This is a genomic window from Desulforhopalus singaporensis, assembly GCF_900104445.1.
Lineage (GTDB): Bacteria > Desulfobacterota > Desulfobulbia > Desulfobulbales > Desulfocapsaceae > Desulforhopalus_A > Desulforhopalus_A singaporensis.
Map to the genome: position 1 here is coordinate 1 of NZ_FNJI01000002.1, position 24,500 is coordinate 24,500.

General features: G+C 51.8%; 20 protein-coding genes, 1 tRNA gene and 1 pseudogene. 6 read left to right on the forward strand and 16 right to left on the reverse strand.

Annotation, left to right across the window (positions count from 1 at the left end; all coding sequences use genetic code 11):
* Positions 1-292 (forward strand): ATP-binding protein (locus BLQ17_RS01125; protein WP_176761028.1); only part of this gene is annotated, 292 nt, incomplete at its 5' end.
* 686 nt (positions 293-978) lie between these two features.
* Here BLQ17_RS01125 and BLQ17_RS01140 read toward each other — a convergent pair.
* The 9 genes and pseudogenes from BLQ17_RS01140 to BLQ17_RS01180 form a co-directional block, all read right to left on the reverse strand.
* Positions 979-1,449, reverse strand: a pseudogene (locus BLQ17_RS01140) (transposase); the annotation flags it as partial.
* Between the two features lie 236 nt (positions 1,450-1,685).
* Positions 1,686-2,381 (reverse strand): GntR family transcriptional regulator, encoded by a 696-nt coding sequence (locus BLQ17_RS01145; RefSeq protein WP_092218946.1) that lies wholly within the window; start codon positions 2,379-2,381, stop codon positions 1,686-1,688.
* 408 nt (positions 2,382-2,789) lie between these two features.
* Positions 2,790-2,866: transfer RNA gene (locus tag BLQ17_RS01150), tRNA-Arg, on the reverse strand.
* Between the two features lie 89 nt (positions 2,867-2,955).
* The gene (gene cysS, locus BLQ17_RS01155; RefSeq protein ID WP_092219304.1) at positions 2,956-5,286 is read right to left on the reverse strand and encodes a cysteine--tRNA ligase; all 2,331 of its coding nucleotides are present in this window, start codon (positions 5,284-5,286) and stop codon (positions 2,956-2,958) included.
* A 50-nt stretch (positions 5,287-5,336) separates the two neighbouring features.
* On the reverse strand, positions 5,337-5,828 hold the full coding sequence (locus tag BLQ17_RS01160; protein WP_092218948.1) for a DciA family protein: 492 nt from the start codon (positions 5,826-5,828) through the stop codon (positions 5,337-5,339).
* Positions 5,829-5,959: 131 nt separating this feature from the next.
* Positions 5,960-7,288 carry a type I glutamate--ammonia ligase gene (gene glnA / locus BLQ17_RS01165; protein WP_092218950.1) on the reverse strand — a complete coding sequence of 443 codons (1,329 nt, stop codon included), beginning with the start codon at positions 7,286-7,288 and terminating at the stop codon, positions 5,960-5,962.
* 193 nt (positions 7,289-7,481) lie between these two features.
* Complete coding sequence (gene glnD, locus BLQ17_RS01170; protein ID WP_176761030.1) at positions 7,482-10,061, reverse strand: [protein-PII] uridylyltransferase; 2,580 nt, start codon at positions 10,059-10,061, stop codon at positions 7,482-7,484.
* Between the two features lie 4 nt (positions 10,062-10,065).
* Complete coding sequence (locus BLQ17_RS01175; RefSeq protein WP_092218954.1) at positions 10,066-10,404, reverse strand: P-II family nitrogen regulator; 339 nt, start codon at positions 10,402-10,404, stop codon at positions 10,066-10,068.
* A gap of 236 nt (positions 10,405-10,640) precedes the next feature.
* On the reverse strand, positions 10,641-11,864 hold the full coding sequence (locus BLQ17_RS01180; RefSeq protein WP_092219306.1) for an ammonium transporter: 1,224 nt from the start codon (positions 11,862-11,864) through the stop codon (positions 10,641-10,643).
* Positions 11,865-12,196: 332 nt separating this feature from the next.
* On the opposite strand from BLQ17_RS01180, the gene mtnA reads away from it, so the two are divergent.
* Both mtnA and BLQ17_RS01190 read left to right on the forward strand, forming a co-directional pair.
* Complete coding sequence (gene mtnA, locus BLQ17_RS01185) at positions 12,197-13,327, forward strand: S-methyl-5-thioribose-1-phosphate isomerase (RefSeq protein ID WP_092218956.1); 1,131 nt, start codon at positions 12,197-12,199, stop codon at positions 13,325-13,327.
* A gap of 75 nt (positions 13,328-13,402) precedes the next feature.
* Positions 13,403-13,753, forward strand: a complete 351-nt coding sequence (locus BLQ17_RS01190; protein WP_092218958.1) for a PilZ domain-containing protein — start codon at positions 13,403-13,405, stop codon at positions 13,751-13,753.
* A 154-nt stretch (positions 13,754-13,907) separates the two neighbouring features.
* On the opposite strand, the gene BLQ17_RS01195 is transcribed toward BLQ17_RS01190, so the two are convergent.
* Both BLQ17_RS01195 and BLQ17_RS01200 read right to left on the reverse strand, forming a co-directional pair.
* Positions 13,908-15,317 (reverse strand): mannose-1-phosphate guanylyltransferase/mannose-6-phosphate isomerase, encoded by a 1,410-nt coding sequence (locus BLQ17_RS01195; protein ID WP_092218959.1) that lies wholly within the window; start codon positions 15,315-15,317, stop codon positions 13,908-13,910.
* A 100-nt stretch (positions 15,318-15,417) separates the two neighbouring features.
* Complete coding sequence (locus BLQ17_RS01200; RefSeq protein ID WP_092218960.1) at positions 15,418-16,791, reverse strand: phosphohexomutase domain-containing protein; 1,374 nt, start codon at positions 16,789-16,791, stop codon at positions 15,418-15,420.
* A 138-nt stretch (positions 16,792-16,929) separates the two neighbouring features.
* Here BLQ17_RS01200 and rfbA point away from each other — a divergent pair, with 138 nt between their 5' ends.
* The gene (rfbA, locus tag BLQ17_RS01205) at positions 16,930-17,811 is read left to right on the forward strand and encodes a glucose-1-phosphate thymidylyltransferase RfbA (RefSeq protein WP_092218962.1); all 882 of its coding nucleotides are present in this window, start codon (positions 16,930-16,932) and stop codon (positions 17,809-17,811) included.
* Positions 17,812-17,824: 13 nt separating this feature from the next.
* Positions 17,825-18,706 carry a dTDP-4-dehydrorhamnose reductase gene (rfbD, locus tag BLQ17_RS01210; protein ID WP_092218964.1) on the forward strand — a complete coding sequence of 294 codons (882 nt, stop codon included), beginning with the start codon at positions 17,825-17,827 and terminating at the stop codon, positions 18,704-18,706.
* A 38-nt stretch (positions 18,707-18,744) separates the two neighbouring features.
* Here rfbD and BLQ17_RS01215 read toward each other — a convergent pair whose 3' ends face one another.
* The 3 genes from BLQ17_RS01215 to BLQ17_RS01225 all read right to left on the reverse strand — a co-directional run bounded on the left by BLQ17_RS01215 (position 18,745) and on the right by BLQ17_RS01225 (position 20,652).
* Positions 18,745-19,125, reverse strand: coding sequence for a PilZ domain-containing protein (locus BLQ17_RS01215; RefSeq protein WP_092218967.1), 381 nt, complete (start codon positions 19,123-19,125; stop codon positions 18,745-18,747).
* Between the two features lie 156 nt (positions 19,126-19,281).
* Positions 19,282-20,070 carry a UPF0280 family protein gene (locus BLQ17_RS01220; protein WP_218121692.1) on the reverse strand — a complete coding sequence of 263 codons (789 nt, stop codon included), beginning with the start codon at positions 20,068-20,070 and terminating at the stop codon, positions 19,282-19,284.
* 15 nt (positions 20,071-20,085) lie between these two features.
* Entirely contained in the window at positions 20,086-20,652 is a 567-nt protein-coding gene (locus BLQ17_RS01225; protein ID WP_092218969.1) for a CvpA family protein, read from the reverse strand.
* Positions 20,653-20,781: 129 nt separating this feature from the next.
* On the opposite strand from BLQ17_RS01225, the gene mutM reads away from it, so the two are divergent.
* Positions 20,782-21,699: a bifunctional DNA-formamidopyrimidine glycosylase/DNA-(apurinic or apyrimidinic site) lyase gene (gene mutM / locus BLQ17_RS01230; RefSeq protein WP_245694920.1), complete on the forward strand. Its 918-nt coding sequence runs from the start codon at positions 20,782-20,784 to the stop codon at positions 21,697-21,699.
* A gap of 12 nt (positions 21,700-21,711) precedes the next feature.
* Here mutM and BLQ17_RS01235 read toward each other — a convergent pair whose 3' ends face one another.
* A complete protein-coding gene (locus BLQ17_RS01235; RefSeq protein ID WP_092218971.1) occupies positions 21,712-22,947 on the reverse strand; it encodes a molybdopterin molybdotransferase MoeA in 1,236 nt (411 codons plus the stop codon).
* Between the two features lie 17 nt (positions 22,948-22,964).
* Complete coding sequence (gene mnmE, locus BLQ17_RS01240) at positions 22,965-24,353, reverse strand: tRNA uridine-5-carboxymethylaminomethyl(34) synthesis GTPase MnmE (protein ID WP_092218973.1); 1,389 nt, start codon at positions 24,351-24,353, stop codon at positions 22,965-22,967.
* Between the last annotated feature and the right edge of the window lie 147 nt (positions 24,354-24,500).

The window sequence follows — 24,500 nt, forward strand, 5'->3', positions numbered from 1 at the left end:
CACATCATTGGCCAAGGCAGATTTATTAGTCCTGGATGACTACGGCCTGGAGCAGCTGGATCGCGAAAAACGACATGATTTATTAGAGATACTTGAAGATCGCCACGGTCTCAAATCAACCCTGGTGACCAGTCAGCTACCTGTTGACCTCTGGCACGAACAGATCGGCGATCCGACCCTTGCAGACGCCATCCTGGACAGGCTGGTGCACTGTGCACACAGAGTAAAACTCAAAGGAGAATCCATGAGAAAAATGAAAGCAAACTTGACGTCAATGCAACCAACGAGGTAATGGACAAATAACAGCGTCGCTTCGCTCCGACTACCCGGCCGCGATCATCTGGAATGGGTGGCCGGGATCAGTGGAATACGCGGTTACTGCTGATCCTACAACTGGCTTTCAGCAGGATACTGTAAGTGGACTCTAATCTCGCCGGCTAGCAATTGAGTAATGTATTGTTGTGGCAGAGAAACAAGAACCATTTCATTAATGTTAATCAGCGTGCAATAATGCCCCCTTTTCGAGAAAAACAGCGTCGAAAATCGACCCCTCTATGTTACCCCGTCCATGATGGAACTATCACGGAGGATATGGAGGATGTTAGTAGTGGAGACTATAGAAAAAATCGTCGTTTACATTTTGCAGAATGGCTTGGGATAAAAGTATCAGTCGTAAGCTTGGGTTGTCTAGAAATACAGTCCGTAAATTTATTCTAAGCGGTGCAACAGAACATACTTATCAACGCACCATTCAACCCCAGCCCCTACTTGATGAGTATGTTTCCCAGTTGGAGAAGCTGCTTGACGAGGATTGGGAGCGTCCCGGGAAGCGTAAGATAACAGCCCGCCGCCTCTTTGAGCTATTGCGCACAGAAGGTTACGCCGGGAGTTACGACTGCGTCCAGCGCTTTACCAAGAAATGGAGAAGAGGGAAAGGTAAGCAAAGCTCTGGAGCGTTTGTACCCCTTAAGTTTCCCCCCAGGTCATAACCTGGTCGATCGCGGCCGCTGTAACCTTTGAAACAAGGCTGTGGGAGACCTCTGCCCCATACATTTCTTTGAAGGTTGCTGCAATATCCCGGGTTGTCATCCCCCTTGCGTAGAGGGCCAGGATCTGGTCGTCGAATTCGGTGAGACGGGTCTATCCCTTCTTGATAAATTGAGGTGAGAAACTGCCCTGGCGATCACGGGGCGTGGTTATCTCCACCTCGCCGATGTGTCCCTTGAGTGTCTTTTTAGAAGTGGTGTTGCGGCTGTTGCCAGTTCCTCTGCCCTCATTGGCATGCTTGACATAACCGAGATGCTCCTCCATCTCTTTCCCCAGCGCTGTTTCTACAGTGAGTTTTACAAGTTCACGGCTCAGGGCTGATAGGTCTTTCTCGCTTTTAAGGTTCTTGGCCAGTTCAGCGGCCAAAGACTGCGGGATTTCTTTGTCGGATTCTTTGCTCACGTCAATTCATTTTCTTAGCGAAGTTAATTGATTGTAAGCAGTTACACAATTTTATTTACAGACTCCTTCAGAAATCAACTTGGGCTACCTTGGGATGAGAGTTTAAAACTCAGAGGATAAATGGAAACTTCTTTTTACTTTTTGTGGGTCACTTTTGCACACAGACAAGGAGTCAATATTGACAACCGACAGCAGAAAATTGGATTTTTTCATCGTTATCTCCTTGTTTTTTGAGGTTACGGTCTGTTGTTCTGAGAAAAATAGACCGCTCGAATGTACTTTTTGTTGTATTCAAAATCCCAGTGAACATCTTTCATGCAGAAAACCGCTTCTTCCAGATCTTTGTCACGGATAGCCTCGAGAATTCTGTCATGTTCGGCGCATGCATCCAGGTACCATTGTTGAGGAAAAGATTTTGCCGGAAAGTCCCAGAGTCTGTTCTTGATCGGGCGTAGGATTCTTTCTGCGAACATATTGGGTGCCATCATTATAAAAAACTGATGGAACTCATAATGAAGCAGCGAGTAAGAGCGTAAATCCCCTTCCCGGACATACTCCTTCATCTGCTTGTTCAGCTCACTCATCTGGTCCAGGACTTCAGTTGTATAGTTGTCAAACCCGTTGGCGACAAGGGTGCTTTCAATAGTTCCTATTATTCCGTAGAGGTATTGAATATCCTCTTCTTCAAGGATGTTTACGGTAACCCTGCTGCGGGGATGAATGGTGACGATACCTTCTGCATCCAATCTGATAAGGGCATTGTTGAGAGGAGTGCGGCTGATGCCGAGTTCCTTGCAGATCTTCTTCTGATCTATTACTGAGCCCGGCAGGAGTTCTCCGCGGTGCAGTTTTTCGCTAAGTATCTCGTAAATCTGGTTCCTGAGGGATTGTGATCTGTTCTGTCCGGGAGTTTCACTGTTCTCCGAGTGCATGGCTTGCCTTTCTTATTGAGGTGTGTATCCGATTTCGGTTCTTCTGGGTTAAGCGTACTTCTCAGTATCGCCTAGTATTGCTGGTTTGTGGACGAGTCAAAGAAGGAAAATGTTCTGCTTTGGCAGCTTTTTTCGCTTCAAATATTTTCTTTCCTCCCCCTCCCTTTGAACAAGAGAAGGAAGGAGAGAATGCAAGATGAGGAGTTCTCCACCTCAAAAAGTCGTGGCTATTTACAGAATTCATTGACTTCAGAGCCTCTAAAAATCTAGCTCTCATATCAAAAGTACGCTTAATCCAGAAGAACCAAAAATAACGTATTCTCTCTTAAACAACAATATCTACTATCCTACAGCTGTCCTGGAAGCAAAACAGCCACCCAGACAAAGTGTCTGAGTGGCTGTTTTTATTGGTACGCCCGAGAGGATTCGAACCTCTGACCTACGGATTAGAAGTCCGTTGCTCTATCCAGCTGAGCTACGGGCGCTTAGGTGATATATTCAGCTGTGCAGGCAAAAAACCTGCACGGACGACATAATAACCGAAGTTTTCCAAAAAGCAACTTCATTCTTACTTTTAATCCATATCTTGCGCTCGTTTCCATACGGGACCGTTTTCCGTATCGATCACGGTGATCCCCTTCTGCACCAACTCCTCCCTTACCCGATCAGCCAGAGCCCAGTCCTTGTCCAACCGGGCCTGCTCCCTTTTCTGGATAAGGGCATTGACGTCAGGAGCAAGGGGGCACCCCTGCAACCGAAACACATTCAGTATCCGGTCTAGTTTCTTGAGGCTTTCAAGGATATAATTTTTTTGGTCTTTATCAAGGTGATTCACCTGCAGAATCGGGTTCAGCCTCCTGATGAAATTATAAATGGCCCCCATCCCTTTGGAAACATTGAGATCGTCGTTCATGGCCTCGTAAAACTGCTCTTCCATGCCGGAGACAAACGCAGCAACCTCCGGGTGAGGCCTGCCGCCAGGAAGACAGTTAAGTTTACAAGTGAATTCATCAAGCCGCCGCAGCGCTGTTCGGACACTGTCGAGCCGTTTGTAGGAGAAATCAAGGGGCTTTCTGTAGTGGACCGAAAGCAGCATGAACCTGACTTCGCGAGCGGTATAGCCTTTTTCAACAAGCTCCTTCAGGGTAATGTTGTTTCCCGCGTCGCTTGACATGTGCTTGCCATTCACCAGGACAAGCTCGGAGTGTAGCCAGTAATTGGCGAGCTGTTTTCCGGTAAGAGCCTCGGCTACGGCAATTTCATTTTCGTGGTGCGGGAAGATGAGATTGCGGCTGGAGGTATGAATATCCATAGTTGTGCCAAGGTACTGCAGCGCCATGGCCGAACACTCAACATGCCAGCTCGGTCTCACGTTCCCCCAGTCGGTCTCATAGAATATTCCCTTTTTTAACTCCTGGAGGGTTGATCTCTTGAGCAGAGTAAAATCCCTGGGATTATCCTTTTCATAGTCGTCCAGGTCGACGGTTTTTCCCAGCTGGATCTTGCTCAAGTCTATCCCCGACAATCGACCGTATTTCTTGCTCTTGGAGATATCGAAATAGATGGAGCCGTGCTTTTCGTAGGCATATCCTTTATGCAGCAGTTCATGGGCTATCTCGATCATGTGACCAACGCTTTCCGATGCCTTGGGATACCCTGTGGCCTTCTTCACCCCGAGAGTTTCCATATCCTGCAGGAAGGAATCGATATAGTGTCGGGTAAACTCCTTGAGCGGTTTCTGCGCAGCCTCGGCACCTGCTATGGTATTATCATCCAGATCGGTAAAATTCATAAACGCATCTACCTGAAACCCTTTGCTCTCCAGGGTCCGCGTTATAAGATCTGATACGATAAATCTCCGACAAAGCGCCAGGTTGGCAAATTCATAAGCCGTCGGCCCGCACGAATAGAAAGAAACCCGTCCTTCAATCTGCGGCACAAACTCCTCTTTTTTCTTCGAGAGGCTGTTATAAAAACGCAGCTGATTCTTTTTCCCGTCGTTTTTCTTTGGCGGGGTGAAAAGAGGTGTGCTCAGATATCTCTCGCCGCCGTCGGGGAGAATGACCACAATCATGCCTTTGTCAAGGTCCCTGGAGTAGTCGATTGCCGCCGCCATGGCACCTCCACTGCTCATGCCGACCAGAATACCCTCTTTGGCAGCCAGCTTGCGGGCCGTTTCAAAGGCGTCTTCGTCATCTACCTGCACAATCTGGTCCGGTACCGACTTGTCGAAGATGCCGGGCTTATACGACTCCTTCATATTCTTGAGGCCCTGAATTTTATGATCCAGATGAGGTTCTACCGCTATAACCTTTACATGAGGCTGAAACTCATGGAACCAGGCACAAAGCCCCATAATGGTTCCAGAGGTGCCGAGAGTGGCCACAAGATGGGTCACTTTCCCACCAGTCTGCTTCCATATCTCTGGCGCAGTCTGGTTGTAATGTGCTCTCCAGTTCGCTTCGTTGTTATACTGGTCGGTGAGGAAATAGCGATCTGGAAATTCCCGCACCATTGCATAGGATTTCTCAATCGCCCCATCCGTCGCCCTGGCGGCGGGGGTCAGCAAAATCTCCGCGCCGTACGCCTGCATTATTTTTCGCCGTTCAATCGAGGCTGATTCAGGCATCACCAGCACACACCTGTACCCTTTGGCGGCACAGACCATGGCAAGGCCGATGCCGGTATTGCCGCTGGTCGCCTCAAGGACGATTTTGTCTCTGGTCAGCTCGCCACTGGCCTCTCCGGCCTCGATCATGGACAGCGAGATGCGCTCCTTTACCGACCCGCCCGGATTGGTCGCTTCAATTTTGCCATATATCTCAACCGATTCTTTACCACCAAGACGGTTTATCCGCACAAGAGGCGTGTTGCCAATAGCACTACAGACATTTTGATGTAACATTTCAAGCCACGATGTATAAAAAAACAATAAACAAAAATCCAGTACCAGCGTTATTTCTTCTCTTTCCTGCAAGCATTAGCAAGATACCAGAACTGCATTAAAGCTTCCCGGCATTTTTCATCCTTGATGATACCGACCTGACCGGAAAACTCAGCGATCTGCGCCTTGGAAGGGGGAACGAATCGTATCAGCGGTCCGCTGTTATCCTTCATATCATGCGGATTTTTCTCTTTTTCCCTGGGCAAAACCATCCTTATATCGACAATCCTGCCCATCTGGAGATATGAATTGAAATTTTCCAGCATCTCCACCTTCCGGTACTGGAGCTGTGCCAGCCAGGAGGAATTTTCCACCTCAATCCACAATATCCCGCGCTCGATCTTCAGCGGTGCTGCGTGAACATGCACCTCCTCATCGACAAGATCGCGCCAATGCACGAATATCTTATGCAACTCCAGCTGCTTTTCCCACCCCTTGTCCCTTACGACCCGGGGAAGGGTTGCGGCGATCAGTTCTTCGGTATCAGTTTTCTTTTTAGCCATATATCCTGTTCTGTCAGATTACCTCACTCTTTACTTAGAAAAAAAATATTTGGCAAGGCTCATAAAAAAACCCGCAATCCTCAAAAAAGGACTGCGGGTTGCAGATCAGTCACCGTGGCTTTGGCCAGGTATCAGTAAATCCCCAGGTATGTTTTCAACTCCCAGTCGGTTACTGCGATCCTGTACTCATCCCATTCCTTTTCCTTTGCCTCGATATATTTGTTGAATATATGATTGCCGAGGGTAGCTTTGGAGATGGGATTACTCTTCAACTCTTCAATGGCTTCCTTCAGGGATGATGGCATGACCATGATTCCTTCTTCCATCATCTGGCTGCTGGTCATTTCAAAAATGTCTTTATTTACGGAGGGCGGCGGTGTGAGGTCGTTCTTCACTCCGTCAAGGCCACAATTGAGCATCATCGCAAGCGCAAGATACGGGTTGCAGCTCGGATCCGGGCAACGGATTTCAGTTCTGGTGGAAAGACCTCGAGCGGCCGGGATACGAATCAGGGCCGAACGGTTGGACGCCGACCAGGCACAGTAGACCGGAGCCTCGTATCCGGGGACAAGACGCTTGTAGGAGTTCACCAGAGGATTAGTTACTGCAGCAAAGGCACGCGCATTTTTTAAGGCGCCGGCAATATAAGCGTAGGCGATTTTGGACAATTGCAGCGGATCTGATTCGTCATAAAAAGCGTTGGTGCCATCCAGGTTAAAGAGTGACTGGTTGGTATGCATCCCCGAACCGTTGACACCGAAAATCGGCTTCGGCATAAAGGTTGCGTGCAATCCGTATTTTGAGGCAATACTCTTGACAACCCACTTGAAAGTGACGGTATTGTCAGCAGCCGTCAGAGCATCGGCATATTTGAAATTGATCTCATGCTGGCCTTCGGCGACCTCATGGTGGGACGCTTCGATCTCAAAACCCATCTTCTCAAGGGTCTCGATAATCTCACGGCGACAGTCGTTGGCGGTATCTTCCGGATCAAGCGAAAAATACCCGGCGACGTCATTGGTTATTGTGGTTGCAACCCCATTTTGGTCCTTTTCAAAAAGAAAAAACTCGGCCTCGGTTCCTACATTCATTGTATACCCGAGTTCCTTTGCTTCAGCCAGTACCCGCTTGAGATTCACCCGCGGACAACCTTCAAAAGGTGCACCGTTGGACTTATGGACATCACAGATAATCCGAGCCGCCGACACGCCTTCCTTGTTTCTCCACGGCAGAATGGTAAACGTATCGTAGTCCGGCTTCAGGTACATATCCGACTCGTTAATCCGTACAAAACCATCAATTGAGGAACCGTCGAACATCATCTTGCCGTCAAGAGCTTTCTCTATCTGGCTTTTGGGAATCGCAACATTTTTCATGAATCCGAAGATGTCTACAAACTGGAGACGAAAATATTGAATGTTCTCGTCCTCAATAATCTGCATGATGTCTTCCCTGGTCATTTTCCTGTCTCCTATTACTCAAAATTATATTGTTTTTCGTTTGCATCCTATGCTGCAACTGACCACAACGCCAAAATAACATTTATGACATCTTTTGCAATAAAAAATGAAATTTTATGACAATTTTGTTATTTAAAAATCGTAGGAAACAGCCCAACGCATTTAAATTAAACATATTATTTATATTCGTGCCTTAAACCGAATGTGTTATGGCGTACAGGACACCCTGGGTGATTTCTTCCTTGAGCTCTTCGTCCAGCAGCTTTCTGCCGTTGGTATCCAGAACATAAAAAGCATCAATCAGCTGCTCCACCTCGGTGGCGATATAGGCCTTGTGAATATTGATGCCGAAATCGGCCAGTGACTGCGTTATATAGTAAAGCTGCGCAGGCCGGTCAGGCGCATAGACCTCAATCACCGAATAGTTCTCCGAACTGTTGTTATCAATAACCACCTTGGTGCTCACCTGGCCGCCGGGCCTTGGCGCCCCACCGTACCCCGAGGCCAGCTTGGAATAGAGCCGGTGGCTCAACCCCATGCGGTGCTCTACCGCCCGGTCGAGCTGTTCATTAATACTCTGCCAGTCCTTTTCAGCAAAACCTAGCCCGTCTGTCGGCTGAACGTTGAGGACATCCACTACGGTGCTGTCGTACCAGGTAAAGATCTGTGCCTTGGCTACGGTCAGATTGTTAAGCGTCATCACCCCGCAAATTTTCGCAAGCAGCCCCGGCCTGTCAACGGTCATCACCAGCAGTTGCCAGCCGTCATCCACCTCAGCGGCCCGCACCAGGGCTTTCTGGCGAATACGATTGAAGTTGTCACGCTGGATCACCACATGCTCCGCGATGGTTTCCGGAGAAAACGAGAGAATATAATCGGTACTGAGCCTTTCCGGGTCGACCCTGAGCTCCTTTTCCGCCAAAAGGTGAACACGCACCTGGTCGCGGAGCCACTCCACCCCCTGCTCTTCATGGGCCAGCACATCGTGAACGCCATGGTGGCCGAAATCGAGATACGGCGTAACCTTGAGAAACAACTCCTCCATAAGGGCCGCCTTCCATTCGCTCCAGGCGGACGGACCGGTAGCTCTTGAATCCGCAACCGACAGCAGGTACAGCATGGAGAGACGGTCAAGGTCGCCTATGAGTTCTGCACATCTTTTAATAAACACCGCATCGTTGAGATCGCGCCTCAACGCATTTTCAGGAATAAACAGATGATAACGCACAAGAAATTCAATAGCGTCGCACTGCGCCTCATCAAACCCGAGCCGCTCCCCGGCTCCTTTTGCCAGGCGAGCGCCCTCAACCGAATGGTCGCGCCCCACCCCCTTGCCGATATCATGCAGCAGAGCGGCAAGATAGAGCACATTGAGATCCTTGACGCTTGCCATCACATTACCCCAGGATTCAGAGTCTGCAAGTGAATACAGCTCAGCCACAGCCTGGAGGGAATGCCGGTCCACGGTGTAAATATGATACAGATCATACTGGGCAAGGGTAGCTATCCTGCCAAATTCGGGAATAACGGCCTGCAACACCCCGGTTTCAAGCATCATGCTCAAAACAGCGTAGATATCTTTTGCCCCGGACAAGAGCGCGAAAAAGGTCTTCGCCAGCCGGGGAGAACACCGCTGCTTGTCATCTATCAGGCCGACAACCTCCGGCAGGCTTTTCCTGGTCCTGTGGTGCAACGGCAACCCGGTGCGGGCCATGACCAGAAACAACCTGACTATAATCTGCGGCTTGGCAGCCATCTGCTTGCCGGTGGCAGTGAGATGGATCTTCCCCCCTTTCACCTCGATCCCTTTCTCAACCTGCCTGTCACTCACCCTCAGCCCTTTATCGCAAATTCCAAGCACCTCATCGACGTGATCGAAAAACAGATCGGTGGTAAGGGTTACGGTGTGCAGGGCATCGTAGAGATCCCCGATAAAATGCTCAACCCCGCTCACCCCGTCATTTTCACGATACCCGAACCCCTGAGCCACCTCGCTCTGCTGCTCATAAAAAAGCTGATCGCTTTTGCGATCGTTGAGATAGTGCATATAACAGCGCAGACGCACGAGAAACTCCCTGGCGCGCAGGAACATTTTCTTTTCGTTTTCAAGCAACAACCCGGCATCCTGAAAATCATCGAGATTCTTCAGCCCGAAAACCACCTTGGCGGTCCACATCATCGCCTGGATGTCACGCATGCCGCCGCGACCTTCTTTCAGGTGCGGCTCCAGAAGATAGCTGTGGGAGCCAAACTTAACCCTCCTCGACTCCCGAAACATCTTCATCCTATCAACGAAAATCTCGCGGTGACCGTCAACAAACCTGCGGTTGAACTCCGACAAAAGCTCCTCGAACAGCTGGCGATCGCCATAGAGAAACCTGGCATCGAGAAGGGCCACCAGGAAAAAGTATTCCTCATCGGCATGAACCATCGATTCCTCGACGGTCCGCACCCCGTGCCCGACATCCAGCCCAGTGTCCCATAAAGGATACAACACCGCGTCGGCCACCTGCGCGATACAATCTTTCACTTCCGGTCGATACAGAATCATCAGATCGATATCGGAACCCGGAAACATCTCCTGCCGACCATAACCGCCAAGCGCCACCAGGCAGATCCCCTCCATGCACACGCCCAGCTGTGCCGTTTTAAAACTGCCAACGATATATTCGTCGACAATTGCGGTATGGGACGCCAGTATCGCGCCACTGTCGCTGCCTGCAGACCAACTGATCCTGAGACGGTGCCGTTCTGCCCGAAACGCTTCCAGCATCCGACTACACCGCATCCCTGTTTTCTTCGCCGGTCCGCACCCTGATCACGCGATCGACGGGGATGACAAAAATTTTGCCGTCACCAATCTTGCCGGTGTTGACGGCGGCGCGCACCTTTTCCACCACCGCATCAACCTGGTCGGCAGGCAGCACAATCTCGATCTTTATCTTGGGGATGAAATCGACAACATACTCGGCGCCACGATAAATTTCAGTGTGCCCTTTCTGGCGGCCGTAGCCCTTGACCTCGGACACGGTCATTCCGGTAATACCCAGCTCATTAAGAGCATCTTTTACGTCATCTAATTTGTAAGGCTTGACAATAGCCTCAATCTTCTTCATGTTCATCACCTTCACTCACCTATGAATCCGGCACAACCCGGAGCCTGTTCGATAGACGGTCGACAGAGCCTGTCAACCAGACCCACCACCGAGCCTTAAAGTTTATTTAGCCAAAGCATACTTACAAGAACAACACTTTACAACAAGTTCAGCATACCGCAAGCGGCAACTCCTCCATGACGCCCACTTCCCGGACCGAGCCCAAGGCCAGGCTCCAGCACACCTGCAGGGGCCGCCTAATTGTTATAGGCGGTTTCCGAATGCTCGGTCGAATCCATCCCCTGGACCTCCGCCTCACCTTCAAGACGCATCCCCATAAACGAATGGACAGCCTTGAAAAGCACCAGACTTACGACAAAAGTATAGACAACGACAACCACCACCCCCAGCACCTGGCTGCCAAGCTGACCTACCCCTCCGCCGTAAAAAAGACCGTCGGCGCCTGCCGGATTCACTTTCGTCGAAGCAAACAGGCCGAGACAGAGGGTGCCTACCACCCCGCCGACACCATGGATTCCGACCACATCAAGAGAATCATCAAGCCCCAGTCTGGTTTTTGAATTTACCGCGACAAAACATACCACACCGGCAACACAGCCGACGGCAATGGCCGCATTGGGGGCGACAAAACCTGCAGTCGGGGTAATGGTCGCCAGCCCGGCTATCGCCCCCGACGCCGCCCCGAGAGTGGTCGCCTTGCCCTGGGTCACCCACTCCATCACCACCCACATAAACATTCCGGCCATCCCTCCAAGATGGGTTGCAACAAATGCTGTGGCCGCCACTTCGTCCGCGGCCATAGCCGAACCGCCGTTAAACCCGAACCATCCGAACCAGAGCAGGCCGGTGCCCATCATCGTCATGGGCAGATTGTGAGGCATAAAGCTGGTCCGGCCAAACCCCTTTCTGTTACCAAGTACGAGAACTCCGGCAAGAGCAGCAGCCCCGCATGTTGCATGAACAACAATACCGCCCGCAAAATCCAGAACTCCAAGAGCTCCAAGCCAGCCTCCCTTACCCCAAACCCAGTGACACACCGGATTGTAAACACATATCGCCCACAACAGCGAAAATACCAGAAAGGGAACAAACCTCACCCGTTCGGCAAACGCGCCAGTTATCAGCGCAGGGGTTATTATGGCAAACATGCACTGATAGATCATAAACACTGTCTGCGGGACCGTCGTCGCATAGTCGGGACTGGGTGCGGTTGTGACCCCGCTGAGCGCAAACCAGGACAAATCCCCGACCAGTCCGCCGAGATCTGGACCAAAGGACATGGTATACCCGAGGTAGACCCACTCAATCGATATCAGCGAAATAAGGACCAGGCTCTGCATAATAGTTCCGAGAACATTTTTTCCGCGCACCATGCCGCCATAAAAAAGAGCCAATCCAGGCGTCATAAGCAGGACCAGCCCCGCCGCCGCAAGAATAAATGCGGTATCCGCTTTATCCATAACCTCCTCCCTTATCTGTTCATTCACCCAGACGCAACCGCCCCGGCCGCCTCCTCCCCGCCAGCCAGGCCTATCACCCTCCACAGGACTTGTCGCAAAACAAGCCGTCGCGACATCGCCACCGGCCATATCGAAACAAAAATACATTTACGTTATTTTTAATCATTTTTCATTACATTTTTGTACTTTATGTATGTTTTTTTCTGAGCGGCCCTACCGTTTTTGCCGAAAACCGGATTTACTTTTAGTAGAATTCCGAATAAATTCAGGCCAAAATCAGGTAAGCGCAAAATATTATTGCCGGCAAAAAAACCGGACCAGACAGGGAAACTATGAAAATAAACGGCACCCACCACAGAACAATATGGCCCGACCCTGCAAACAAAGAGGAAATCTGCATTCTTGACCAGCGGCTGCTCCCGCACAGGATCGTTATCGAGAAACTGCGCGATCCCGAAGACGCGATAACGGCAATTTCCGACATGTATGTACGAGGGGCTGGACTCATCGGTGCAACCGCCGGTTTCGGCATGTACCTGGCCGCCCTGAAAGCACCGGAATCCGGCTTCAGCTCATTTATGAACCAATACAGTGACGCGCTGGGCAACAGCCGCCCCACCGCCAGAAACCTCAAGTGGGCGATCGAGCGGGTCAACCGGGAGATCGACAAGGTTCAGACTGTTGGCGAAAAAAGAGAGAAGGCTTTTGCAACCGGTTGCGAAATAGCCGATGAAGACGCCCTGTTCTGCAGGAAAATAGGCGAACACGGCGTGGCGCTGATAGCCGAGATCAGCCGCAGGAAAAATGGAGAGCCGGTCAATATTCTCACCCACTGCAACGCCGGCTGGCTCGCTTTTGTCGATTACGGAAGCGCCACCGCCCCCATCTACGCGGCAAGGGATGCAGGTATCGATATTCACGTGTGGGTGGATGAAACAAGACCCTGGAACCAGGGAGCACGGCTTACCGCCTGGGAGCTTCAGCAGGAAGGAATCCCCAACACCCTCATCTGCGACAACACCGGAGGCCATCTCATGCAGCACGGGCTGGTCGACATGGTACTTGTCGGCAGCGACAGGACAACCCACACCGGAGATGTGGCCAACAAAATCGGCACCTACCTGAAAGCGGTGGCGGCACGGGACAACGGGATACCTTTTTATGCCGCACTGCCTTCGTCAACTTTCGACTGGAATATTGACAACGGATTTGATATCCCAATAGAACAACGTTCGGAAAACGAAGTCACCCAGGTGATGGGGCTCGACGCGACCGGCGCGATGAGCAACGTGACGCTTTGCGCACCCGGAACCAAAGCCGCCAATTATGGTTTCGACATAACCCCCTCCCGCCTGGTCTCCGGCCTCATAACCGAACGCGGAGTTGTCGATGCGAACAGGGACGCAATCCACAAACTCTATCCTGAAGGGGCTGGAACAGGAAAAAGCGAATTCCAGGCATAACAAAAAAAACAGGCGAACTGCAGGCCGCACCTACCGCCGCCGGGGGCATACTCACATAATGGAGAAAGCAGACAGATGAGCATACAAGAGAGAAGAAGATATGTAAGATACGACATCCTCCACCTGCTCGACTACATACTTTATGACAGCGACGGAAACCCCGGCCCCTATTCCATGGGCCGAACCCTCGACGTATCCCTGGACGGAATCAAGCTGGAAACGCAGCAACTGGTCAATTCCGGCACGATCATACGCATCACCATCGGCCTTAAAAACGACCTTATCGAAATAGAAGGCATAGTCACCCACGCCTCGAAGTCGGCTGGAACCTATGCCGCGGGCGTCGTCTTTTCCAAAGTATCCCAGCAAGCGCGGGAAACGCTGAAAAAATATATCGAGGCGTTCAGTGCGCAAAAAAAAGAATAGTTTTTTACAAACCATGACCGGCAACCAGCGGCGCGGCTTCATCTACCGATAGTAGTATTGGTTAAACCCAGGCCACCTGCCGACCAGGAAAACAGACATGCCGGCCTTGGGCCGTGCTCACGTTGCGCCGGACCCGGCGCAACGCCTTCTATTATTACCCATCTTCTCGTCCGTAGACGTCATCGAAACGGACGATATCATCCTCGCCAAGATAGGTCCCGTTCTGCACCTCGATCAGTTCAAGCTCGATAACTCCGGGGTTCTCCAGCCGATGCATCGAGCCGGCCGGGATGTACGTTGACTGATTTTCATGAAGAAGCGTCACCTTCTCACCGTTTGTCACCCTGGCTGTTCCGCATACCACGACCCAGTGTTCACTGCGGTGATGATGCATCTGCAAAGAGAGCTTTGCGCCTGGATTGACCGTTATACGCTTTATCTGAAACCGCGGCTGCTGTTCAAGGACGGTGTAGCTCCCCCAGGGCCGATACACGGTGGTGTGTACACTGAACTCTTTTCGTTGTTCCTTTTTTAACCTCGCGGTAATTTTTTTCACATCCTGGGAGCATGACAGGGGAGAAACCAGGACGGCATCGGCAGTTTCGACCACCAGGGTGTTTTCAAGGCCCACTGCGGCAACCAGTTTTTTCTCCGACCTGACCAGACAGTTGCGGCTGTCATCAAGGATCACATCGCCGCTGGTCACGTTGCCGTTTTCATCCTTTTCCTGCACCTGCCACAACGCCTGCCATGAACCGACATCGCTCCAGCCGAGATCAGCAGCGACCACGACCGCCTTTGCGGTCTTCTCCATCAAGGCGTAATCTATGGAATCGCTCGGGCAGCTTGTCATGGCTTTTTTATCGAAGCGAAAGAAACTTCCGTCAACCCCTCCTGCCTGCACCGCCTCACCCATGGCACTGAAAATCTCGGGGGCGTGCAGCTGCATCTCATCGAGCAGGGCCGACAGGGTAAAGGCGAACATTCCGCTGTTCCAGAAGTAGTTGCCGCTGGCGACATAGTCTCCAGCTGTCTTGAGGTCGGGTTTTTCCTTAAAGGAAACGACCTCGCACCCCGTTCCCTTTTCAATATAGCCGTATCCCGTTTCCGGTTGGGTAGGTTCAACCCCAAACGTCACGATTGACCCTTCCAGCGCAAGCAGCCGTGCCCGGCTGACCGCCTCGACAAAAGCTTCGGTATCGCTGACAACATGGTCGGCAGGCAGGACCAGCAGCACCACATCTTCGCCGATGGACTTGCAGTAATGAGCGGCCCCGCAGATTGCGGGCGCGGTGTTCTTGCCCATCGGCTCCAGTAATATTGCAAACGACTGAAAACAGTCAAGCATCTCAATCTGTGCCAGAGTGGTAAACCGATGCTCCTCCCCCGCCACCACAACCGGCGAAAGCATGCCAGGCAGTTCGGCAACCCGCAGCAGCGTAGTCTGCAGCAGCGACTTATCCCCGACCAGGCTGAGCAGCTGCTTTGGGTACTTTTCTCTCGACAGCGGCCAGAGTCTTGAGCCAACGCCACCTGCCAGTATTACCGGCTGTATCTTAACCATGGTATCCTCTTTTCAATTTCTTCCACAATATATCAACGTGTTTCAGGACTACCCCCGGCAGGGGCCAGCACCTGAACAACGCCTCCTTTTTACAAGGGTATTACACTTCTTTGGTATGGCGAATAATTCCGAGCAACTCTGCAGTCTTTTCCTTCAAAAGAGTAGAGTTTCCTCTTGTTTCTACATTCAGCCGCAACAACGGCTCGGTGTTTGATTTCCTGATGTTAAAGCGAAAATCATCAAACGAAACCGAGAGTCCATCGGTAAAATCGAGTTCCCCCTCTCCGTATCTCTTTTTAATATCGGCGATAACCCGGTCGGGATCCTTGACCCTGCTGTTGATCTCGCCTGAAACCGGATAGGCGCTTATCCTGTCGGCAACCAGCGAGGACAACTTCCGGCCGGTGCGGGAAAGCAGCGAGGCCACCACGAGCCAGGGGATCATGCCGGAATCACAAAAACCAAAATCACGGAAATAGTGATGGGCGGACATCTCCCCGCCGTAGATCGCATTTTCCATACGCATGCGTTCCTTAATAAAGGCATGTCCGGTCCTGGTCATGACGCAATTGCCGCCTGCGCGCGTCACCTGTTCCTGTGTACTCCACGTAAGCCGCGGATCATAGAGTATAGTGGCGCCGACCTCTTTTTTCAGCATTTCAAGCGCCAGCAGGCCGACAATATAATACCCTTCGATGAAATTTCCCTTTTCATCCCAGAAAAAACAGCGATCGAAATCACCATCCCAGCCAATTGCGAAATCGGCACCGTGCTTCACTACCGCCTCAGCGGTCTGGTTGCGATTTTCAATCAGCAGCGGGTTAGGTACTCCGTTTGGAAAGGTTCCGTCGGGCCTATGGTGCAGCTTGACAAAGGTGAAAGGCAACGATTTTTCCAGCAGATCGATAACAGGACCGGCACAGCCGTTGCCACCGTTGGCCACTATTTTCAATGGCTTCAGTTCATCCAGATCAACATATCCCAGAAGATGATCCACATAGCTGGCCTTGTTGTTCGTTTGGCTGTATTTACCCCGCTGCACCGCCGGGCCGGGCAGCCGGCAACCAGTAATCATTGCCGCCATCTCCTGTAGACCGGACTCGCCGGTAACCGGCCGCGCCCCTCTGGTCACAAACTTCATGCCGTTGTAATCGGCAGGATTATGACTGGCGGTAACGATCACCCCGCCGTCGACGCCGTTTTTTTCAAGACTGAAGGCGCCGTGATAAATCTCTTCGGTGCCGCACACCCCCAAATCGAGCACATCCACCCCCACATCGAGCAAACCTTCAACCAGGGCGCGGCATAGCGATTCGCCTGAAAGCCTGATATCGCGACCCACAACCACCTTCTTCAGATTGTAGAGCGCACCAAAGCTGATACCTATCTTCCTGGCAAGATCCTCATTGAGTTCTTCAGGAACTTTTCCCCTTATATCATAGGCTTTGAAACATGGAAGAGATGTGTTAACCATTTTTTGTTTTCCTTTTGAGCACCGCTCCGTTATATTTGTGTCTTCGTTTTCACTTTCACAAACTCCAGATTGTAAAAAATTAGCCGGCTGACGGCAACATTCAATACAACAGATTTCCTTTTTTTCTAACCGCTTATCATGAAAGGCATCATACTTGCCGGAGGCTCCGGTACAAGACTCTACCCGTTAACCAAGGTCATCAGCAAACAGATGATTCCCGTTTACGACAAACCGATGATCTACTACCCCCTGTCGGTTCTCATGATCGCGGGAATAAAGGAAATCCTGATAATATCGACCCCCCACGACCTGCCTCATTTCCAGGAGCTGTTCGGCGACGGATCTCATCTGGGCCTTTCCATCGACTACGCGATACAGGAAAAACCCGAGGGGCTGGCCCAGGCTTTTCTTATCGGCAAGAATTTTATCGGGACCGACAGCGTTTGTCTTATTCTCGGCGACAACATTTTTTTCGGCCCGGGCTTTTCAAAAATTTTGAGGGAATCAACCGCTCTTGATGAGGGCGGGCTTATCTTCGGCTATCTGGTAAAAGACCCTGAACGTTACGGTGTGGTGGAGTTTGATGCATGCCGGAACGTTATCGGCATTGAAGAAAAACCGACCAAACCCAAGTCAAAGTATGCAGTGCCGGGGCTCTATTTCTACGACAACGATGTTGTCGCCATAGCGGAGCAGGTTACCCCGTCTCCGAGGGGCGAGCTCGAAATCACCGATGTAAACAACGAATACCTGAGACGCAGCAAACTCAGGGTTGAACCGCTGGGCCGCGGATTCTGCTGGCTCGATACCGGAACCCATGAATCGCTGCAGCAGGCTTCAAGTTATATCCAGGCGGTCCAGGAGAGACAGGGACTGAAGGTGGCCTGTATCGAAGAGATAGCCTACGAACTTGGCTACATTACCCTGGATGAGCTGGCAAACCTGGCAACGGACATGCTGAAAAACCAATACGGCCAATACATAGCCGACATCGTTGCCGAAAAAAAGATGGCGCCATAAGGGAGTCCTTACAATGAAAATATTGATAATCGGTGCCAACGGCCAACTTGGCTCAGACTGCTGTTCACTGTTTGCAGGAGACAACGAAATCGTCGGCTGCGATATTCCGGAGGTAGACATCGGCAGCCGCGCAAGCATCGACCGCTGTCTGGATGAAAACCGTCCGGAGGCGGTCATCAACTGTGCCGCCTATACCGCGGTCGACAAGTGTGAATCAGAGTCCGAACTTGCCTGGGAGATAAACGCCAGGGGGCCGGAACATCTCGCCAAGGCGGTGCAGCGGCACAATGCCAGGCTGATCCACGTCTCCACCGACTACGTCTTCGACGGGGCGAAGCGTGTCCCCGACCATTACCTCGAGTCAGACACCACCAACCCGCTTTCAGTGTATGGCAAAAGCAAGCTTGCCGGGGAACAGTCGGTACAACAATACTGCGCCAACCACCTGATCCTGAGAACAGCATGGCTCTATTCCGCCACCGGCGGAAATTTTCTCAAGACGATGCTGAGGCTTGCTGTTTCCGACCCGGACCGCGAACTCAGGGTGGTAGACGACCAGTTCGGCTCACTCACATGGTCCTACACTCTGGCCAGACAGATCGGCAAACTGCTCGACACCGATATTACCGGCATAGCCCACGCCACGTCTGAAGGATACTCCAGCTGGTATGAAGCGGCTCGCTATTTCCTTGAAAAGATGGAGATCGACTGTTCTATCCATCCCTGCACAACGTCAGAATACCCTACCGCTGCGCACCGTCCGGCAAACTCAATTCTTGAGAATAAGGTATTAAAGGATGCCGGCCTCTCACTTTTCACAACGTGGCAGGAGGAACTCGAAATTTTTGTCGAGAAATTCCGCGAAGATCTGCTTGCAGAAGCACGGCCCCGGTAGGCAGGAAGAGAGGGTGGTAAGGCTGGTAACAGCCCCCTTCACGGTGCAGATTTCCGGTAACTGAAATCCCTGATAAGATTGCTGATAAGAGTGGTGGAGCGTGAACAGAGCCCTTTGATCTGGAATCCGGCCTGATAAAAACCGGCATTTTCATCTGCAATACACCACCTGCTGGTCGCATCGATAATGATCTCGTTTCTATCCTTCAACGGACTCGGCAACCGCATGCGCAGGCGATATTTTCGATCGAGCTCAACCGGACTTTCACAGAGGAGTTTTAATCCTTTTTCAGAGATATCAAGCAGATGACCGAGAATTCTGCAGCTCATACCGTCAAATACCCGGAGATAGAACACAAGATAGCAGCGGTCCAGACCACGTAGATCCCGGTTGTATGATCCTGTTGCACGAGATGACATGAACTACCTCCTGCACCTGAAATTTCTCTGATATGGTTAGTGCATGGGCATCGCACCCTGATACCCTAGCTCCAGTATACCCCAATTTCGCCCAACTATCCAATTGGTTGGAGCAACCGGTTTTTCTGAATACATATTGGCATCTCTTGCAATATGTCACGTGTTCGAACCAGAGCCAAGCCGCACCAGCTCAACATCACCCACCGCACCCAGCTTGTCGCCGCATACGACGATTATGCCACTCAGTCCGTCAATTAAACGGGAGGCATCAAGCGCTCGCTTTATCCCGGCATCAACATCCCGCTCCCTGCCCACTTCGTTGCCAAGCCGGGTGGCGGCACCATCAGCCAGGGGGGTCGAGCGGGCAATCACGGTGACGGAATCGGCACGGCCAAAGCTAAGCGAATGTCCGACAGTGCCCGAAGAGGTACAGATCCCGGTCGGCATTTTCGTGGCTCCAATCCTGACGCCAACCCGCATGCTAAGAGGAGATTCCCCGGCGAAAATGGCGACGGTCGCCTCCCGGTCCTTCTTGACGAAGAGATCACCGCCATTTTCGACAATAATTTCGCTGCAGTAGCTTTTGAGCAGAGAAGTGCCGACAAACTCGGCGATCGATCCTGCCACTGCAGCCATCGGTCCGGTGCCGGTTTTTTCTCCTGCTTTCAGCATCGCTTTGACTATTGGCGGAGCCAGCGGATCCGGGCTAAGCGGCGTCAGGGAATGTTCAAACCGGGGAACACACCGTATATAATCCTCAATCTGCAGTCTGTACTGCAGGGCCAGTTCCTGCGCCTTCTTAGACACATCCCGGTCGGCGAGAATATGCAGGTCGGTGTCCTTGACCTTGACCATGACCGACACCATGGACCGGCTGTCAGCCGAATCGCGGTAAAACCGTTCGACATACGACAGGGGTTTTACAAAGGATCTTTTCTTCATCATATAAGCCGGGAGGGTCTATTCATCTGCGGGCGCCAGATAGTTCTTTACCGCGTCGAGCGAAATCGCCGGCTGCTGCTGCAGCAGGGATTTTCTCACCTCTTCGTTGCGGATGAATTCCCGCGTGAAATCGGCTGCACCGTTTAACGCCCCGCAGGTTCTGCAGGTTCTGAGCATTGGGTTTTCCGGTGCCAGGATCGTTCCCAGAACGATATGGAGCAACACGGCAAGGATAGCCGCCTTGGCAAAACCCACCAGTGCGCCGAAAAGCTTATCAAACCAAGAGGTAATGGTCATCTGGACAACCATGCTCAACCCTTTGCCGATCAGCATTATCACGATATAGGTGATGATAAAGAGGATCACGTAGCTGGTCAGAAACATGACCTTGGGGTTGTCGGTAACGTTTTTCAGCATTGGAAAAATCTGCTCATGATACCGGCTTGCAGCAAAATAGCCGAAGTAAAGAGCCAGCAGTCCCGTTACCTGCTTGAGCATACCAAGCCAGATTCCCCGGCCTACCAGCAGAATGAAAAGACCGACTATAACCAGGTCGTAGGCGGTGAGTCCCCCGATAGCATCCATAACATCCTCATTTTTTTATTTTTTTACGATATTGAACGACCACAACGCTCCCTCAGGCCAATAATTAGCAGCAACCGTTGAAACTGCAAGCTTTTTCTTGAAAACAGCGGGTTAGCGTGTAGGGAGGGGTTGCCTGAATTGACAATAACGATTATAGCGTTATCAACGATAACCGCGAACCCTAAAAACCCCTCCGCCAAATTTTATAACCTCTCTATGCCCGAATTACCCGAAGTAGAAGTGACCTGCCAGGGTCTGCGCAAACACCTGCTGGGCAGAACCGTAGAGAACATCTGGTACAGCGGGCTGCCCCTTCGCACCGTTTTTGACATCGACAGGATCAGGGATGACCTCGAGCAAAAAAAGCTCGTTGCAGTAAGTCGGCGGGCCAAATATCTTCAGCTTCATTTTGACCATGAAGCACTTCTTGTCATCCATCTGGGAATGACCGGAAACCTCGGCATATTTGAGCAGGACACCCCACGCAAAAAACACGACCACCTGGAATGGCGCTTTGCTGACGGAACCCTGCTGAGATTCAACGACAGCCGACGCTTCGGCTCGATCACCCACGTGCCAGCCGAAACGGTCGCATCCCTTGAAAAGACACTCTACCGCACCACGGGACCGGAACCTTTTTCAGAAATCTTCAACGGTGCCTACCTTCAGCGGCTCGCCCGCAATCGCACGGTTGCAGTCAAGCAGCTTATTATGACCAACCAGGTCGTTGCCGGAGTGGGCAACATCTACGCCAACGAGTCGCTGTTCAGGGCCGGAATCAGGCCGGCCAGGAGAATTGCCACAATAAGTCCCAGCAGATGGCAGGGACTGGCGACCTGTATCAGAGAAGTACTCTCGGAGGCGATCGCATGCGGCGGCTCAACCATCAGCGACTTTGTAAACGCCAGTCGGGAAACCGGATATTTCCAGGTAAACTTCAGGGTTTACGGGCGACAAGGCCAACCGTGTACAGTTTGTCGGACGACGATAGAGAAACAAATGATCGGGGGCAGAGCAAGCTACTACTGTCCTGTATGCCAGAAATGAAAAAAATTGCGGTTATTCACGGAGGTGAACTGTTACCATCTCGCCCTCTTTAACAAGCCGACGACCCGGCTCGGTGACAATATAACAGGTAACAGGTTCAAGCCTTTTCGACTGTCTTACAAAAGATTTACCGCCCTCGATGAAATAGACCCCGCTCTTGTAATGAGTCACCCCGTCTCTTTTGAGCCTTAGATCATGCAGTATCTGTGCCTCAAACTTTTCAGGCCAGTAGCGGTTGGCACCCTGCATCCGTTTCAGAATCGGCCCGACCAGCTCATTTGCAAGAGTCCGAACGGCCGGAGGGGGTCCCGGCAGACCAAGGAACGCTGTGTGCTCTATCGTGCCGAACAGCAGGGATTTCCCAGGGCGCATGGGTAAGAAATCAACAACAACGTCACCCCCGGCCTCGACAAAAGACGACTTAACCAGATCATACTTGCCGGGTCCCATGCCTCCAGTGGTAATAACCAGGTCGATCTTGCTCTTCGCTGCCTCGACAAAAGTCGAAACCAGCAGCTGGCGGTCGTCGCCAAGAACCATCCCGCGTTCAACGAGTCCGCCGCCCGCGACGATTGCCTGAGAAAGGACCCATCCGTTGAGCGACTTCTTCAACCCTGTCCCAAGCCTTTCGCCGGCGGTCACCAGTTCATTGCCTGTGCAGTAATAGGCGACCTTGGGTCGACGAGCCACAGGAACCTGGTCAATCCCAATCGAGGCGAGCATGGTGATATGATCGCTGCAGACCCTCTCCCCTCGCTCAACCAGGCGTTCCCCACACCGGACTTCAGCCCCCTTTCTCTTTATATAATTGCGGCCGGCGGCAAATTCTTTCAAGTTGATGACCACACGGTCCCCTTCCTCCTTGCATTCCTCAAAGGGTACGACCATGTCAACACCGGCTGGCACCACCCCACCGGTGAAAATCCGGTGACAATATCCTGGCCTTAGAGGAACAATGTCACTGCAGCCTGCAGCTATTTCCCGGTCGATGACATACTCCAGCATCCCCTCCCCGGTTTTTCCGGACCGAAAAGCCTCATCATCAGACGGTTCTTTGCCCTGGTCATCAGCTGGGTTGTCGTCAATTGCGATAGCATAACCATCACGAAGAGCTTCGTCATAAACCGGCATATTCCCAGTGGCGGCAAGGTCTCTGGTCAGAAACCGGCCCCCGGCCGCGGACAGAGGGATCATCTCAGTTGCAGGCGACCCGAAACGCTCTTCAATGCAGTCTAATATCCTATTCATCAACCAGCCTTTTCCTGTTATTTGCCCAAACAGAACTGCTGAAAAATAACATCGAGCACATCTTCGGCCGTCGTTTCGCCGACAATCTCCGACAGACAGTCGAGGCACTCCTGCAGGTCAACCGCGATCAGGTCGTAGGTCAACCCTTGCTCCAGGGTTATCATAACCCGCCGCGCCGCCTCCAACGCCGCCCGCAAGGCGACTTTGTGCCTGAAATTTGGAGCACAACCCTGCTCTTCCCACTGTTCATTTCCGGCGACGACCTGATGGTATATTTCTTTTTTAAGCCCTGCTATCCCGATCTGTTCCTTGGCGGAAATCACCACCTGACTCTTTAGCCCGTCAAGTTGTGCCAGGTCAAACTCCCTCCCGCCACAGAGATCAACCTTGTTGACCACCGCAATGACTGGTTTATGGCACACCTCCCGGTAGAGTGTCCTGTCAGCTTCGCTAAGGCCTGCGGTGCCGTCCACAAGAAACAGCACCAGATCGGCCCTGTTTATCAGTTCTCTTGCACGGAGGATACCAAGTTCCTCAACCTCCTCCGCCCCGGACCTGATTCCGGCGGTATCGACGATTTTTACCGGAACCCCTTCAATATCTATCAACTCCTCGATAGAATCCCTCGTCGTTCCGGGAAAAGGGGTGACCAGGGCTCGCTCTTCCTGGAGCAGGGTATTCAACAGGGAGGATTTACCGACATTTGGCAGACCGGCAATGACCATCGAAATCCCTTCACGGTAAAGCCTGCCGCGTCCGGCACCTGCGAGAAGTTCTTCCAGGGGTGCAACGACCTCGTCTTCAAGCTGCCTGATCAGCTGTGAATGATCTGCTATCTCGACATCTTCATCGGGGAAATCGATTGCGACCTCAACCACCGCACGACCTCTGGCAAGTGACTGGCGGACCGGATCAATACGGTGATAAAGCGACCCGGAAAGCTGCTCCTGGGCGAGATCGACGCCTTTTCTTGTCTTGGCGGCAAGAATGTCAATAACCGCCTCGGCCTGGGTGAGATCAATACGGCCGTTTAAAAAGGCTCTCTTGGTGAATTCTCCGGGGTCGGCGAGATCCGCACCCGCATGGAGGACCAGCTCGAGAACGTTGCCGAGCACCAGATGACTGCCGTGGCAATGTAATTCCACCACATCTTCACGGGTGTACGTTGCAGGCGCAGCCATATAGACCGTTAACACTTCGTCGACGATCCTGCCGCTTTGCGGGTCTCGGAGATGTCCGTAGTAGAGCCGGTGGCTCTGGTAACTGCATTTTTTATCTTTGGGGGTAAAAAGCGAGCGCAGAATCGTCAGGGACGCCGGCCCGCTGATACGTATTATGCCTATTCCTCCTGCTCCGGGCGGAGTGGAAATGGCGGCAATAGTCGAGTCGTTATAGGATCTGTTCACCAGTACACCTCACGTCTGTCCGGAACTCTCACTGAACCAGGCGGGCGAGGTTTAAACCGCTGCTGCATAAAATTACCACGCCCATGAAAAATTGTGTGATTTTCCTTTGCAGCCTCGGTCATCACCAATTCAAACGATATTACCACT

What these genes read in the sequence shown, in the direction of transcription:
- BLQ17_RS01145 (WP_092218946.1), bottom strand. Translation starts at nt 2,381, where the DNA reads ATGCACTCGGAGAACAGTGAAACTCCCGGACAGAACAGATCACAATCC.
- cysS (WP_092219304.1), bottom strand. Translation starts at nt 5,286, where the DNA reads ATGTTACATCAAAATGTCTGTAGTGCTATTGGCAACACGCCTCTTGTG.
- BLQ17_RS01160 (WP_092218948.1), bottom strand. Translation starts at nt 5,828, where the DNA reads ATGGCTAAAAAGAAAACTGATACCGAAGAACTGATCGCCGCAACCCTT.
- glnA (WP_092218950.1), bottom strand. Translation starts at nt 7,288, where the DNA reads ATGACCAGGGAAGACATCATGCAGATTATTGAGGACGAGAACATTCAA.
- glnD (WP_176761030.1), bottom strand. Translation starts at nt 10,061, where the DNA reads ATGCTGGAAGCGTTTCGGGCAGAACGGCACCGTCTCAGGATCAGTTGG.
- BLQ17_RS01175 (WP_092218954.1), bottom strand. Translation starts at nt 10,404, where the DNA reads ATGAAGAAGATTGAGGCTATTGTCAAGCCTTACAAATTAGATGACGTA.
- BLQ17_RS01180 (WP_092219306.1), bottom strand. Translation starts at nt 11,864, where the DNA reads ATGGATAAAGCGGATACCGCATTTATTCTTGCGGCGGCGGGGCTGGTC.
- mtnA (WP_092218956.1), top strand. Translation starts at nt 12,197, where the DNA reads ATGAAAATAAACGGCACCCACCACAGAACAATATGGCCCGACCCTGCA.
- BLQ17_RS01190 (WP_092218958.1), top strand. Translation starts at nt 13,403, where the DNA reads ATGAGCATACAAGAGAGAAGAAGATATGTAAGATACGACATCCTCCAC.
- BLQ17_RS01195 (WP_092218959.1), bottom strand. Translation starts at nt 15,317, where the DNA reads ATGGTTAAGATACAGCCGGTAATACTGGCAGGTGGCGTTGGCTCAAGA.
- BLQ17_RS01200 (WP_092218960.1), bottom strand. Translation starts at nt 16,791, where the DNA reads ATGGTTAACACATCTCTTCCATGTTTCAAAGCCTATGATATAAGGGGA.
- rfbA (WP_092218962.1), top strand. Translation starts at nt 16,930, where the DNA reads ATGAAAGGCATCATACTTGCCGGAGGCTCCGGTACAAGACTCTACCCG.
- rfbD (WP_092218964.1), top strand. Translation starts at nt 17,825, where the DNA reads ATGAAAATATTGATAATCGGTGCCAACGGCCAACTTGGCTCAGACTGC.
- BLQ17_RS01215 (WP_092218967.1), bottom strand. Translation starts at nt 19,125, where the DNA reads ATGTCATCTCGTGCAACAGGATCATACAACCGGGATCTACGTGGTCTG.
- BLQ17_RS01220 (WP_218121692.1), bottom strand. Translation starts at nt 20,070, where the DNA reads ATGATGAAGAAAAGATCCTTTGTAAAACCCCTGTCGTATGTCGAACGG.
- BLQ17_RS01225 (WP_092218969.1), bottom strand. Translation starts at nt 20,652, where the DNA reads ATGGATGCTATCGGGGGACTCACCGCCTACGACCTGGTTATAGTCGGT.
- BLQ17_RS01235 (WP_092218971.1), bottom strand. Translation starts at nt 22,947, where the DNA reads ATGAATAGGATATTAGACTGCATTGAAGAGCGTTTCGGGTCGCCTGCA.